Source organism: Pseudahrensia aquimaris, from assembly GCF_042676045.1.
GTDB classification, from domain to species: Bacteria; Pseudomonadota; Alphaproteobacteria; order Rhizobiales; family Rhizobiaceae; genus Pseudahrensia; species Pseudahrensia aquimaris.
Genome location: NZ_JBHTJV010000026.1, coordinates 123,697 through 137,798, shown reverse-complemented (window position 1 = coordinate 137,798; position 14,102 = coordinate 123,697). Strand labels below are relative to the sequence as shown.

Annotated in this window: 14 protein-coding genes and 1 tRNA gene; 1 reads left to right on the top strand and 14 read right to left on the bottom strand. The window is 54.4% G+C overall.

What is annotated here, in order from left to right; translation table 11 throughout:
• Positions 1 to 149 precede the first annotated feature (149 nt).
• From ACFQ14_RS16360 to ACFQ14_RS16300, 13 genes are all read right to left on the bottom strand, one after another.
• A complete protein-coding gene (locus ACFQ14_RS16360) occupies positions 150 to 869 on the bottom strand; it encodes a septal ring lytic transglycosylase RlpA family protein (protein WP_377213828.1) in 720 nt (239 codons plus the stop codon).
• Between the two features lie 106 nt (positions 870 to 975).
• Positions 976 to 1,359 (bottom strand): hypothetical protein, encoded by a 384-nt coding sequence (locus ACFQ14_RS16355; RefSeq protein ID WP_377213827.1) that lies wholly within the window; start codon positions 1,357 to 1,359, stop codon positions 976 to 978.
• Positions 1,360 to 1,537: 178 nt separating this feature from the next.
• Positions 1,538 to 1,627: transfer RNA gene (locus tag ACFQ14_RS16350), tRNA-Ser, on the bottom strand.
• 117 nt (positions 1,628 to 1,744) lie between these two features.
• A complete protein-coding gene (locus ACFQ14_RS16345; RefSeq protein WP_377213826.1) occupies positions 1,745 to 2,821 on the bottom strand; it encodes a BMP family ABC transporter substrate-binding protein in 1,077 nt (358 codons plus the stop codon).
• 114 nt (positions 2,822 to 2,935) lie between these two features.
• The gene (locus ACFQ14_RS16340; RefSeq protein ID WP_377213965.1) at positions 2,936 to 3,847 is read right to left on the bottom strand and encodes an ABC transporter permease; all 912 of its coding nucleotides are present in this window, start codon (positions 3,845 to 3,847) and stop codon (positions 2,936 to 2,938) included.
• Between the two features lie 18 nt (positions 3,848 to 3,865).
• Positions 3,866 to 4,948, bottom strand: coding sequence for an ABC transporter permease (locus ACFQ14_RS16335; RefSeq protein ID WP_377213825.1), 1,083 nt, complete (start codon positions 4,946 to 4,948; stop codon positions 3,866 to 3,868).
• Positions 4,949 to 4,950: 2 nt separating this feature from the next.
• The gene (locus ACFQ14_RS16330; RefSeq protein ID WP_377213824.1) at positions 4,951 to 6,519 is read right to left on the bottom strand and encodes an ABC transporter ATP-binding protein; all 1,569 of its coding nucleotides are present in this window, start codon (positions 6,517 to 6,519) and stop codon (positions 4,951 to 4,953) included.
• A 97-nt stretch (positions 6,520 to 6,616) separates the two neighbouring features.
• On the bottom strand, positions 6,617 to 7,591 hold the full coding sequence (locus tag ACFQ14_RS16325; protein ID WP_377213823.1) for a quinone oxidoreductase family protein: 975 nt from the start codon (positions 7,589 to 7,591) through the stop codon (positions 6,617 to 6,619).
• The gene (locus tag ACFQ14_RS16320) at positions 7,569 to 8,747 is read right to left on the bottom strand and encodes an MFS transporter (RefSeq protein ID WP_377213822.1); all 1,179 of its coding nucleotides are present in this window, start codon (positions 8,745 to 8,747) and stop codon (positions 7,569 to 7,571) included. The genes ACFQ14_RS16325 and ACFQ14_RS16320 overlap by 23 nt, the downstream gene beginning before the upstream one ends.
• Positions 8,744 to 9,472 carry a TerC family protein gene (locus ACFQ14_RS16315; RefSeq protein ID WP_377213821.1) on the bottom strand — a complete coding sequence of 243 codons (729 nt, stop codon included), beginning with the start codon at positions 9,470 to 9,472 and terminating at the stop codon, positions 8,744 to 8,746. The genes ACFQ14_RS16320 and ACFQ14_RS16315 overlap by 4 nt, the downstream gene beginning before the upstream one ends.
• 36 nt (positions 9,473 to 9,508) lie before the next feature.
• Positions 9,509 to 10,225, bottom strand: coding sequence for a CDP-alcohol phosphatidyltransferase family protein (locus ACFQ14_RS16310; protein WP_377213820.1), 717 nt, complete (start codon positions 10,223 to 10,225; stop codon positions 9,509 to 9,511).
• Between the two features lie 3 nt (positions 10,226 to 10,228).
• A complete protein-coding gene (locus tag ACFQ14_RS16305; protein WP_377213819.1) occupies positions 10,229 to 10,840 on the bottom strand; it encodes a DUF1326 domain-containing protein in 612 nt (203 codons plus the stop codon).
• Entirely contained in the window at positions 10,840 to 11,757 is a 918-nt protein-coding gene (locus tag ACFQ14_RS16300; RefSeq protein ID WP_377213818.1) for a DUF2182 domain-containing protein, read from the bottom strand. Before ACFQ14_RS16300 ends, ACFQ14_RS16305 begins: the two co-directional genes overlap by 1 nt.
• A 123-nt stretch (positions 11,758 to 11,880) precedes the next feature.
• Between ACFQ14_RS16300 and ACFQ14_RS16295 the strand changes: the two genes are divergently transcribed.
• Positions 11,881 to 13,074, top strand: a complete 1,194-nt coding sequence (locus ACFQ14_RS16295) for a UbiH/UbiF family hydroxylase (RefSeq protein ID WP_377213817.1) — start codon at positions 11,881 to 11,883, stop codon at positions 13,072 to 13,074.
• Here the strand turns inward: ACFQ14_RS16295 and ACFQ14_RS16290 are convergent.
• Positions 13,071 to 14,042 carry an AEC family transporter gene (locus ACFQ14_RS16290; protein ID WP_377213816.1) on the bottom strand — a complete coding sequence of 324 codons (972 nt, stop codon included), beginning with the start codon at positions 14,040 to 14,042 and terminating at the stop codon, positions 13,071 to 13,073. The two genes, ACFQ14_RS16295 and ACFQ14_RS16290, sit on opposite strands and share 4 nt — an antisense overlap.
• Between the last annotated feature and the right edge of the window lie 60 nt (positions 14,043 to 14,102).

The following is a 14,102-nucleotide window of genomic DNA, read 5'->3' as shown; positions in this document are numbered from 1 at the left end:
TTAAAACAATAGTTTGAATAGTATTCTGAATGTGAAGATGCAAGCTAATGCTCCGTGGTGCCGCCAACCGTTGAGTTGGTAGCACAGTAGAGCGCTGTCAGACCCAGTTCAACTGAATTTGGGCACCTGTGACAATAATCAGAGCCTGTCTATCTCCAAGGAACGAAACCAAGAGCACTAAGACGGCTACGATCAATCCGAGGTGTGTCTAGCACTGGCAGCGGCTTTGGTGGCGAAGAACTGCTTGAAGCAACTTGTGTTGCACCCTCCTCGCGGAAGGTTCCGGCCAGATATTGTTCATCCAGACCGTGCAATGGCGCTGGGCCGACATATTCCACACGGACATTTGCAATGCCTTTTGAACGGTATTCCAGCATTTGCGCAGCACGGGATGACAGATCAATTACCCTGCCATCGTGAAATGGTCCGCGGTCGTTGATCCTTACGACTACGGACTTTCCGTTGGCCAAGTTCGTTACGCGCGCGTAGCTGGGCAGCGGAAATGTTGGGTGAGCGCCAGAGAGTGCGTTCTGGTCATAAACTTCGCCGTTTGCTGTCAGCCGTCCGTGAAAGTTGGGGCCATACCAAGAGGCTTGACCCGTGCGGTTATAGCCCGGCTCTTCCTTTGGCTCATACCATTTCCCGCGCACTTGATACGGTTTTCCTACATGACGCCGCCCGCCGCCTTTGCGCACCTTGGCTGAAGTTGTCACCCGTGGACTGGCAGCGACTCCATATTCTTCACTGGAAAACTTGGTTTTGTCGTTTATGGGAGCGCTTCCCACGGTAGCAGTTGTCGTGCTGCCGTAGAAGCAACCAGAAAGCGCAGCTAGCGAAAGCATCGCGGGAATTGTAATCACGAGACGCATAAAGTTTATCCAATCTTTGACGAAAGATTGGATAAATATGGCGCAAACGGATTGCTTGTTGCTTAAGCGAAGTGATTACCGATCTGTTAACGGCTGAGCGGACGCGCTAGTTGACGATCTTTGCGGTGCCACTGTAGCCATCGTTACGCGTCCATTTGATGCTGTCTGCACCCGTCTTTTCGATCTTGAAGCAGTAGGGTTTGCCATCATACCATGTGGGCCATGACTGGCACAGTTGATTTTCAGAAATCCACCACTTGCCCTGCTCTTTCGGCGCGAAGAAACGTACGAGGCCGGTGTTGCTGCCATCGCCAATGACAGTCATATCCGCATTGTAGCGCAAGGGCATTTCACCGTAGGTGGTGCTGAGGATAACTTTTTTATCAGTGATGAGCGATGGAATATCTACATCTTTCGCATACGCTTGAGTGGAAATTGAAAGTGCGGTCAGTACGGCTGCACTGGCCAAAGCTGTTATCGAGCGTGTCATCTCAAGTCTCCAATTTCGTTTTGAAGTTATACGGAACCATCCGACGCAAAGTTTCAGTTTTGTGTCACAGCTTGACCCAAGACGGCATAATTCAATTTGCCGCAAGGCTGATGTTTTCATCAAAAATTGTGAAGGTCATGAAATCAGTCTCAAGCGATATATTGATCCGCTTGAGAAATGGCGGTGAGGGTGGGATTCGAACCCACGGTACGCTTCCACGCACGGCAGTTTTCAAGACTGCTGCCTTAAACCACTCGGCCACCTCACCACACCTTTGCTATGGGTGAACCTTTGCGGGAAATCAAGACCAAGCTAAGCGTGAAAGGCAAAAAGAAGGGGCGACCAAAGCCGCCCCGTCCTATTTTCTATAGATTGCAGCTTGATCTTACTGAGGCAGCTTGTCGTCTACACCTTTGACGTAGAAATTCATGCCCAACAACGTGCCGATATCGGCCTTTTCGCCCTCTTTCAACCAGACCGTGCCGTCTTGTTTCATGATCGGGCCAGTGAACGGCTCGAACTCGTTGGCTTTGATTTTGGCTTCTGTTTCGGCCGCCATCTTGGCAACATCTTCCGGCATATTGGTGTAAGGTGCCATTGCAACAGAGCCGTGGTCCATGCCGTGCCAGACGTCCTGCTGTTCCCAGGTTCCGTCCATCACCGCTTTCACGCGCTCAATGTAGTACGGCGCCCAATCGTCAATGATCGACGTGAGCTGCGTTTCGGGGCCGAACTTGATCATGTCAGATGCCTGCCCAAAGGCCTTGATACCGCGTTCAGCGGCCACCTGAAGCGGTGCGGTGGAATCCGTGTGCTGTGTAAGGATATCGACGCCCTGGTCGATTAGCGCCTTGGCTGCATCAGATTCCTTAGCGGGGTCAAACCACGTGGATACCCAGATAACCTTCAGCTTGAAATCCGGATTGACTGACTGAGCGCCCAAGATAAACGAATTGATGCCGCGCACCACTTCGGGGATCGGGAAGGAGGCGATGTAACCTGCCGTGCCAGTCTTGGACATTTTTGCAGCGATTTGGCCCTGAATATAACGACCCTGATAGAACTTTGACGAGTAGGTTGAGACGTTGGGGTGTTCGCGCTTGTAACCGGTTGCGTGTTCGAATTTCACGTCAGGGTATTTAGCGGCCGCTTTGTTGGTCGGGTCCATGTAGTTGAACGACGTGGTGAAAATGATGTTGCAGCCTTGGCGAGCAAAGTTTTCGATGGGGCGTTGGGCCTCAGCGCTCTCTGGCACATTCTCCAGATAAGCGGTTTCAACTTTGTCGCCAAACTCGGCTTCGACCGCGAGGCGGCCTTGGTCGTGCTGGTATGTCCAGCCGAAGTCGCCTGTTGGGCCGATATAGATGAAGCAGGCTTTGGTTTTTGCATGACTTGCGGCCATTGCAGCGCCGGATGTGAGCACAGCAGCGGAAGCGGCGAGTGCGATGAGTATTTTTTTCATTCGGGAGGTCTCCTGGGAGTTGACGAGGTTTGTTTTCACCTCTGGCTTTTATGTTAGGTCGGCCCGGCTCTGATTGCCAATGCTGCGTGCTGTCACGGCCTGTGGATTATCAGCTTATCTGTCCGGCACAAACGGTTGGCCGAGAGATGCGGGCGTGTTGATGAGCGTCATGCGGCGGTTTCTGGCAATGATAACGAGCACAACTATGGTTGCGATGTAGGGCAGTGAGGAGAGGAATTGTGCGGGAATGGCGATCCCGTAGGCCTGCGCGTGAAACTGCGCCAGTGTTACAGCCCCAAAGAGGTAGGCACCGATCAGAACCCGCGACGGGCGCCATGAAGCAAACACGACCAGCGCAAGCGCGATCCAGCCCTTGCCCGCCGTCATGCCTTCCACCCATTGCGGCACTTGGACGAGCGACAGATGCGCGCCTGCAAGCCCCGCACATGCACCACCGAAAGCGATGGCGAGGTATCGGATGCGGATGACAGGGATGCCGAGTGCGTGGGCGGATGTGTGACTGTCTCCGACGGAACGCAGCATCAAGCCTGCTCGGGTTTTAAATAGGAACCAAGTGACGCCAGCTACAACCACAAGAGAGACATAGAAGATTGCGTCCTGACCGAACAGAAGCCTGCCAATAACAGGAAGGTCGGTCAGAATTGGGATGTTGAGCGCTTCCATCTTCACGCCCGGTTGACCGACAAAACCCTCGCCAATCATGCCGGACAAGCCGAGGCCAAGGATGGTAAGCGCCAAGCCTGTCGCCACCTGATTGGTGACGAGAGAGAGCGTGAGAAATGCAAAAAGCTGGGAAAAAAGTGCGCCTACGATCACCGCGCCGACGGCACCGAGATAGGGATTGCCCGTCAGTTGCGCGAAGGAGAAGCCTGCCACCGCTCCCATGATCATCATACCCTCAACTCCGAGATTGAGAACGCCAGAGCGTTCCACCACGAGTTCGCCAGTGGCAGCTAGAAGCAGGGGCGTGGCTGCGGCGCACACGGATAGAATTACGGAGATGATGACGGTGAGATCCACAGTCTATGCCTCCACCACGGTTGGCTTGGTCGAGACAACCTTTACTCGATAGCGAATGAGCGTGTCGCTTGCGAGAACGAAGAACAGCAGCAAGCCTTGGAACACCCGCGTCGCGCGGTCGGAAATGCCTAAGACAATTTGCGCCTCCTCCCCACCGATGAAAGTGAGTGCCAGTACAAGGCCGGCCAGCACGATTCCAAGAGGATTAAGCCGACCCAAGAAAGCCACGATTATCGCAGTGAATCCATAGCCGAGCGAGACTTTGTCATCCAGTTTTTCTACTGAGCCTGAGACTTCCGCGATGCCTGCAAGGCCGGCCATTGCGCCGGAAACGAGGAAGGCGAATACGGTCATTTTCTTGGCGCTGAACCCGGCAAAGCGCCCTGCCCTTGGGCTTTCACCCAACACGGTGACCTCAAAGCCTTTAAGCGTACGCGACAGCACGAACCAGAAGATCACGGCCAATAATACTGCAAATACCGCCCCGTAGTGAGCGTCTCCCCGTTCCAGGATATTCGGCAGCACAGCGCTTTCGTTGAACGGCTTTGTGCCCGGAAACCCCATCCCCTGCGGGTTGCGCCAGGGCGCTCGCACCAGCCAGTCGACAAGTTGTTGGGCCACATAGACCAGCATCAGGCTGGTGAGAATTTCGTTGGTGCCGAAGCGCGATTTCAGCACAGCCGGAACGGCTGCATACAGAGCGCCGCCAATTGCTCCCATCAGCAAAACCAAGGGCAAGACAAGGAGCGAATTCCACTCGTTGAAATAGACCGGGATGATCGCGCCGAACATTCCGCCGATGATGTATTGTCCCTCGGCACCGATGTTCCAGTTGCCAGAGCGAAAGCAGACAGCAAGGCCGATGGCAATCAGCACAAGCGGTGTTGCCTTGATGACGATTTGTTCCAGCAACCAGGCGTCTGTAAGAGGCAGAACGAAGTATGTGTAAAGCGCGGTCGCCGGGTTCTTGCCAAGGAAAGTGAACATGATCGCACCGACGATCATGGTCAGTGCCATCGCAAATACGGGCGACAGCAAAGCAAAAAGCGCTGAAGGATTATCGCGTTTTTGAAGTTCGATACGCATCCTTATGCCGCTTTCGTGGCAGGCTTTGTGCCAGTCATCATCAGGCCAATGCGCTCACGGTTCATCGCAGCTGCCGGTTCGGCGGCAGACAGTTGGCCATCAGCGATCACCGCAATGGTTGTCGCGATTTCGAACACTTCGTCCAGGTCCTGAGAAATGACCAACACGGCAGAACCGGATGTAGCCAAGTCAATCAGGGATTGGCGAATGAATGTCGCGGCACCCGCATCCACGCCCCATGTGGGTTGATTGACTACCAACAAACGAGGCTTTCGGTCGAGTTCGCGGCCCATCAGGAACTTCTGAAGATTGCCGCCAGATAACGCCGATGCGGCGGGGTTCTCCGACGATTTACGCACGTCCATCGCCGCGGACACACGCTTTGTGGCGGCAGCAATAGCGTCGCGCAAGATTACTTTGAGCCTGCCCATTGCGCCGAAAGCATCCGCATCGCTTTCGTGGCGGGCGAGAAGCATGTTGTCGGTGAGTTTCATGCCGGGAACAGCCCCATGCCCGAGGCGTTCTTCCGGCACGAAGGCAGCGCCGAGCTTACGACGCTGCGAAATGCCTAGGTTACCAACGGTTTGGCTATCGATAAGAATTGTATCAGCACGGTCCTGCGTGATCTCGCCAGAGATGGCGTCGAACAATTCGCCCTGCCCGTTCCCCGCAATTCCTGCAATGCAAAGCACCTCACCGGGATGAACAGCAAGATTGATGTTGCGCAGCGCGACAGCGAACGGATGGCTTGCTGAAACGGACAGACCGTTTACTTGCAATATTGCTGTTTCACCGAAGGCCACTTTCTCACGAATGACATCATCTAGGTCTGCCCCAACCATTTTTGCAGCCAAAGTTGCAGCGGTCTCTTTGCGTGGGTCACAAGCGTCCACCACCTTGCCGTGGCGAAGAATGGTTGCTGTGGAGCACAATCGCTTCACTTCGTCCAAACGGTGGCTGATGTAGAGGATTGCCCTGCCCTCATCGCGCAGACGAAACAGCGTCTCAAACAGGGTGTCGGCTTCTTGGGGCGTTAGAACGGATGTTGGTTCGTCAAGGATAATCAACGCCGGATCCTGCATCAAACAGCGGATGATCTCCACGCGCTGGCGCTCTCCAACAGACAGATCGCCCACTACCGCACGTGGGTCGAGCGGCAGGCCATATTGGCGCGATAGCTGCGTCGTGCGGGCTTCAATTTCTTGCAGATCTGTATCGCTAGAAAAGCTAAGCGCGATGTTTTCCGCCACTGTCAGAGCTTCAAACAGCGAAAAATGCTGAAAAACCATGCCGATGCCAAGCGCCCGGGCGTCTGCTGGCGAGTTGATGTTCACTGGACTGCCACGCCACAATATTTGGCCTGCGTTTGGCTGCAGCGAACCGAATATGATTTTGACCAGCGTGGATTTTCCAGCGCCATTCTCACCCAGAAAGGCGTGGATTTCGCCAGACTTTATCGTCAAATCAACCGCATCATTGGCAACCAGATCGCCAAATTTTTTGGTGACAGCGCGCACTTCCAAGAGCGGAGATGCGCTTTCCAATTTCGGCTGTGATGCCGCTTCCACCATTGACGCAACCCGGATATGCGTTGAACAACAGAAGGCTAAGCCAATTCAACGCTCAAGGCTATCGTAAGGCAAAGGCCTGTCCACGTCTTTGTGGTTTTTATGGAATCAAAATCGTGGAGCCAACGGTCTTGCGGGCTTCAAGATCGCGGTGCGCGTCTGCAGCATCTGCCAAGGGGTATTGTTGGTTGACGGCGATCTTCACGTCTCCGTTCGATACGACTTCGAATAAGTCATGGGCAGTTTCATCAAGTTCAGACTCGCTGGCAATGTAGTTGAACAGCGTTGGCCGCGTAGCAAAGAGCGAACCTTTTTGTGATAGAATTCCAAGGTTTATGTCTGGCAAAGCGCCCGATGACTGACCGAAACTGACCCACATACCGCGCATTTTCAGGCAATCGAGCGAACCGGGGAATGTGTCTTTGCCCACGGAATCATAAACCACGTCAACGCCGACACCAGAGGTGATTTCCTTGACCCGTTCAACGAAGTCTTCCTCACGGTAGTTGATCATGTGGTCGTAACCATTTTGCAGTGCCAACTCGCATTTCTCAGCGGATCCGGCAGTGCCGATTACCGTTGCACCCAACTTACGCGCCCATTGACCCGCAATGAGACCAACGCCACCCGCGGCGGCGTGGAATAAGAGTGTGGTATCGGATGTGACGTCAAAGGTTGCGCGCAACAGATATCGTGCGGTCATGCCCTGCAGCATCATGCCTGCGGCTGTCTCGTCGGAAATATCATCCGGCACGGCCACGATGCGTGAGGCGTCAATAATCCGCTCTTCGCTATAAGAGCCCATCGGGCCGGCATACGCGACGCGGTCGCCTTCCTTGAAGCGGTTCACGCCTTCCCCGACGGCCAGAACATGCCCAGCCCCTTCCATGCCGGGAACGAACGGCATTTGTGGTGCAGGATAGAGGCCCGTTCGGAAATAAACGTCGATAAAGTTCAAGCCTACTGCAGTGTGACGGATCAAAACCTCGCCCGGACCGGGTTCCGCCACATCGAGATCGACCAGTTTGAGGACTTCAGGGCCGCCAGTCTCACTAATCTGAATTGCTTTGACCATTGGATGGATGACCTTTCACGAGTTCGCTGCTCAACAGATACGATGTAGCGGCAAGGGGCACAATGCACAGCAGCGCAATGCGCAGGCCGATACTGTCTGCGAGGAAACCGATAAGCGGCGGCGCTACCATAAAGGATGTAAAGGCGAACATGGAAATTGCTGCTACGTTGTCTTCCGCATTACCGGGTCTTCTGGCTGCGGCGGAGACAGCTACGGGATAGCATATTGCAACGCCCAACCCTGAGAACACAGCCGCAATGAATGCCGTTGGCGTATTGGGTGCCAATGCGAAAACTGCGATCCCGAACATTGCCGATAGTGCGGAAATTCTAGCCACCCGAAGCGGGCCAAACCGTTCAAGCAACGCATCGCCGCTGAGCCGTGTTGCGGCCATAACCAGAGAGAACGCAGCATAGATCAAGCCGATCGCGACCGGACCACCCTCCAGCACGGATTTTACGAAAACGGCTGACCAATCAATAAATGCACCTTCGACAAGCATGATGCCAATAGGCATGACACACAGTGCCATCATGCTACGCGACGGCAGTTTGAAGGGCAGTCCCCCACCATCGGCAATGTCTGGCACGGCGCGGTTTTTGATGAACCATCCTGCCGTCACCCCCATCGCAAAAGCGAGGGGCATGGCGATTGCGAAATGGGCTGCGGGATCAAACCCCGCCCATGCGAAGCCTGCACCCACCAAAGCACCCACAAGCGAGCCCAAGCTCCAGCAACCGTGGGAGCGCGACATGATCTCGACGCTTGATCGCTTGGTGACTTCTTCAGCAGCCGTGTTCATCGCCACCTCTTGCACACCGACCGAAATTCCCGCCAGCAACAAGACCCCGCACAGGCTTGCAAAATCGGGCATCAGGGGGGCAAGGCCGATAAAAAGAGCCCAAAGCGGGTTTGCCAGCATATTGCCATGTTTCAGCCCAATGGCGCGAACAAGCGCCCCGGAGAATGTGAAAGAGACAAGCGTGCCTGCGCTGATGACGAACAACGCCAGCCCCAAATCGCTGGCACTAAGCCCGAACTGGGCCTTGACGTCTGGGATTCGAGGAATCCAGTTGCCCAGCACAAAGGCTTCACAGAAGAACACCGCGAAGACGGGAAATGCTCCAGCCCTACGCAGGCCATTGAGGTTTATCATTGGCCGGCGTTCTTGCGGCGTCTGTTGCTGGCCATGATGTTGAATGTCTCAACCAACACCGAAAAACCCATCGCTGCATAAATGTAGCCGCGTGGAATGTGGAAGCCGAAGCCGTCTGCCACGAGCGAAACGCCAATAAGCAGCAGGAAGGCAAGCGCCAGCATTTTTGTCGTTGGGTGGCGGCGGATGAAATCTGAAATCGTGCCGGACGCGAAATACATCACGCCGATGGCAACGACCACTGCAGCGATCATCACCTCAACGTGCTCTGCCATGCCGATAGCCGTGATGATGCTGTCGACGGAGAATACCATGTCCACAATAATGATTTGTCCGATAATGGCGGAGAATGCGGCTGACGCGAGCCTTCCAGCCTGTTCTTCTTCGGTCTCTCCCTCAAATTCCTCGTGTATTTCAGCGGTAGCTTTGTAAACGAGGAACACACCACCCGCGATCAAGATTATGTCACGCCAAGAAAAGGCGTGACCGAAGGCTTCGAAAACATCAGCCTGCAGGCCAATGATCCATGTAAGAAACATCAAGAGAATGATGCGGAAAATCAGAGCCAGAGCGAGCCCGATCTTTCTCGCACGCTCGGCCATTTCTGGAGGCAGGCGATTGATGATGACTGAGATGAAAACGATGTTGTCGATGCCAAGGACGATTTCCATCACTGTCAAAGTCAGGAAACTTATCCACACCGTTGGGTCCGACAACAGTTCCATATCGCTTGCACCTCAATCGGTTGTTTACGCCCGCACTCAGGCCACCTTTTTCAAAAACTGAAGCACGAAGCCCACGCAATACAGATACAGTCCCGTTAGCGCGATGCCGATCTGTACAATCAATGGAACGTTCTCGTTGTTGTACCCAGCGTAGAGCGCAATCGCTCCGCACAAGCTCCAGATCGCGAAGATGGAAAGCGTTTGCACGCGCCACGTCTTAACGCGAACGGGGTGGACGAACAGCAATGGTGCGAAGGTCAATCCGGCCGAAATGATGACGACCGCAAAAGCGACGTACCAATTGGGCTGTATGACAAAGAGTGTAAATATCAACATATTCCAGCAGACTGGAAAGCCGATAAAGCAATTGTCGCGGCTTTTCATGCGGGTATCGGCGTAATAGATCGCACTGGTGCAAACGATCAGGGCCGCGCAGATGAAGGATGCATATTCCTCAAGAAAACCTGACTGATAGAGAGCAAAGGCTGGAATGAGCACGAATGTCACGTAGTCGATGATCGAATCCAGCATTTCGCCAGACCAGTTTGGCAGCACGCTTTTGACATGGAAATAGCGTGCCAATGGGCCGTCAACGCCGTCGACGAGCAGAGCAACGCCCAGCCAGAACCACATCTGCGTGAAATTGCTGGCGGCGGCAGCCGTTAGCGCCATAAACGCCCAAAAAGCGCCGGAGGCTGTGAAAAGGTGTATTGAAAACCCAATCAGCACATTGTTTGGCGGCCGCGTCACCATGCCTTAGCTGTGCCAGTCCAACTTGCAGATTTCAGCCGACAGGCCGTCCAGCTTCCAGTTTCGGCCAAAGGCGCGGAAGCGGCTTTTCTCGGAACGGGCGACGATAATGTCTTCGGCAATCCAGTATTGCGAGTTCTTGATGACCGTGTGGCCGTCTTTGTCGTTACCTGGAATTGGCGTGATGCGACCGTCGATCATTTTCGGGATTTTGATGATGCGGGTGTCGTTTTCCATCTCGTAGCTGATGGGGTGGTGCGAAACGCCGAGGAAGTTGCCGACCAGAATAGACAGCAGATGCGTTGTGCCACCTGCCTTGCCCGTGAAAATCTTGGTCAGCGCTTTAGTAGCGTAGATGGAGGCGCCTTGGTCGACCATCAGGCCAGCCGTCCAGTTACCACGGCTCATGTAGCCCGGAATTTCCATAATCAGACCAAGATTGATACCGGAAAGGTCGGTGTCGTTGAAATGACCTTCATCGATGCGGAAGCCTGCCCATGTCTGGCAGTAGCCTTCCGTCGGTGGGTGATCGCCCAGCGAAAGAACGCAGGGGCAGAATACGGTGCAATTACAAGAAAGGACCAATTCGCCCTTCATGCTCCAGTCGTCTTTAGCCATCAGATAGTCACTCCCAAATCTGTAAGCGCTGCGAGAACGAGCAGCGCCCCTCCCCAAAACATCAATATGCAGCCAGATACAAGTGAAGTCACATTGCCGCGACCACTTTTTTCAACAATCGCAAACAGGGTGAAGAAGGCCATCCAGACAAGATTCATTGTTCCCACAACGAACATTACCAGCATGATTGCCCAGCAACAGCCGATGCAAAACACACCCTGCTCTATTCCCAACTTGAAAACACCAGATCGATCTGTTCTCCAGCTTGCAAACAAAGTGTTGAAAGGATTGCGACATTTTTCCAGGCAGGCGTCTTTGAGAGCGCTGAATTGGTACAGTCCGGCACCCAGAAGAATAAACCCGCCGATCCAACCAACCAGCGGAGCGGCTGCGCCTGCGTTTAATCCGATCATAATCGCCATCTGCAAAGCGGCGATCGCGAGCGCGAAAACACCCCAGATAAAAATATATCCGCCTGCAAGAACTGAGAGACTTACGGTCGTTTCCCCTCTTTCGCGGGCCACGTGAGCAATATCAGCGTAGGTGCGCAACATCGGCGCCGCAGATGGCAGCATCATCGCCACCGACATGGCCAACCACATGGAAAACAGCGTTGCAAAGGTTGCCAGGTCTGACGACAGGCTTTGCGGCGTGCACAGATAAAGCAGGCTTTCAAAAAACGGCGAGGTTTTTGCACGTTCCGCGATCCAGCCCAGCGCGGGCTCAAGTATACGCATGCCGGGGCCGAGTTCTTCGGTCGAGAATGCCATAACACCCGCAGACTGCACACTCAGCCAAGCCCACGCGATAACAACAATCGCTCCACCTGCCACAGCCATCAGCCATTGCGGAAACCGCGCCGCGCGGGCAATGCCCTGATCGAGCGGCTGCAAATTGCTGTGATCGTTGTGGTTCATGAAACTGCGCTGATTTGGTGGATGGCATCTTGCCGCGTGACGCTGCGCGGCTCTTTTGTCGTTCACTTTCCAGACTTATGTTGTTTGCGCAAGATAAACCTTAGAAAGCGCAGCCGAGTAGCCATGAGTGAAGCAAACAACAGCACCAACGGAATTTACGACTACGCAGTGGTCGGTTCCGGCCTCACGGGACTAACGGCAGCTCTGGCGTTGGCTGAAATTGCTCGTTCGCAAGGCAAGCGACTGGTGCATGTCGCGCCGCGCAACGAGGGGCAGGATGGACGCACAACCGCGCTTTTGATGCCGTCAATCAGGATGCTCGAAAATATGAATGTTTGGGACGACGTTGCCGACGAAAGCGCGGAGTTGCAGACCATGCGACTGGTCGACGGTTCGAAGCGGCTTCTACGGGCCCCGTTGACAGATTTCCGCTCAAGCGAACTGAACATTGATGCATTCGGCTACAACATTCCCAATGCCAAGCTCGGCGTTGCGCTGGAAGCGAAGCTGACAGGGCATGAAAGCGTAGACCGTTTGGAAGGCATGGTCGCCCACGCTGATTGTGGCGCTGACGGCGTGACACTCACACTTGATAGCGGTGCTGTGGTCCACGCCCAAACGGTTGCGGCAGCTGATGGTCGCAATTCACCACTTCGGGAAGCTGCTGGCATAGGGGTGCGGGAATGGTCGTATCCGCAGACCGCTATCGTGATGAATTTTCAACACTCCCTGCCCCACAACGGCGTTTCCACCGAATTTCACACGGAGACCGGGCCATTCACTCAGGTGCCGTTGCCACCGCTTCCGGAAACGCGTCATCGCTCGAGCCTCGTTTGGGTTGTCCGCCCTGAACAGGTCGATGAAATATTGGCGATGGAAACAAATGCGATGGCGCTGATGGTCGAAGAGAAAATGCAATCCATGTTGGGTCGGATAACCATTGAAAACCAGCCTCAAACATTCCCGCTGAAAGGTATGGTCGCTAAACGCTTTATGGTAAACAATGTGGCGTTGTTGGGTGAAGCCGCACACGTTTTCCCGCCTATCGGCGCACAGGGTTTCAATCTTGGCCTACGTGATGTGGAAGCGTTTGCTGATGCTGTGTCCAAAGGCAGTTCGGTCGAGATGCGTTACAATGCGAACCGTCTGGGCGATGTTGTAACCCGCACTGGGGCTGTGGACTTGCTCAACCGTTCTCTGCTTATCGATTTCCTGCCTGTTCAGGCAGCGCGTGCCATCGGTTTGGCGGCTGTTGGACAATTGGGTTGGCTGCGGCGTCAGTTGATGCAGCGTGGCTTGGGCGCAAAGGTTGCCTAGCTAGCGGGAAACAGATCAGGCGGCAGGGTTCCAGTTTTAATCAGCCATAGCAAAGTGGTAACTGTCACCACCGATACAATGGTCGAAACCAACACCATTGAAGATGCTCTGGCGACCCACACGTTGTATTGCTGCGCGATGACGAAAACATTGGTCGCCGTCGGCAAGGCTGCCAGCAAGACCGCTGTATAGACCCAGATCGGCGGGAAATCGCCCATCCAGCTCAGCAGCACATAGATAATGACTGGATGAATCAGCAACTTAATCGTGATGAGCGGCGCGAGCACTTTCGGCATCGAGCCACGGGGAGACATGGCTACGGTCACGCCCATTGCAAACAGGGCGCAAGGGGCTGCTGCATTCTGGAGATAATCCAACAAGGTTTGGACAGGAACGGGTGGACGAAACTCGATGAGTGCGGCCACCACGCCGGCGATGGTGGACAAAATGAAAGGGTGGGTAAATATTTTCTTGAGCACAGCTAGCGCTGTGACCCATGCCGGTTTGCGGTCGGCACCGCCGCCCATAGCCATCATGAACGGAGCCATCGCAAAGTGCATCGTGTTGTCGAAGCAAAAAATGATCGCCACCGGCACCGCCGCTTCGGGTCCGAGGGCGGCAATGGCAAGACCTGGCCCCATATAACCGATATTGCCATAGGCTCCGGCCAAGCCTTGGATGGTCGACTCTGGTATGTCGCCGTCGGTGGAAAATACGCCAACGCAAAACGCGATTGCAAAAGCGCAATAGGTTCCGAAAGTCGCTGCGAAGATGAAGCCCCAGGAGGCTAGTTCGTTTACGGGTGTGCGGGCGATAAGATTGAAGAAAAGAGCTGGAAGCGCGATGTAGATGATGAAAAAATTCATCCACGCCATGCCTTCCATTGGCAATTTGCGGACTTTGGCTGCGATGAATCCCAAAAAGATCAGGCCGAAAAACGGCATGGCCAAGCCAAGAATTTCTGCCATTTGGTTCGTTAGCCCTCACAAAATCCTGCGCTTGGCTAGAAGAGCTGCGCACGACCGTCA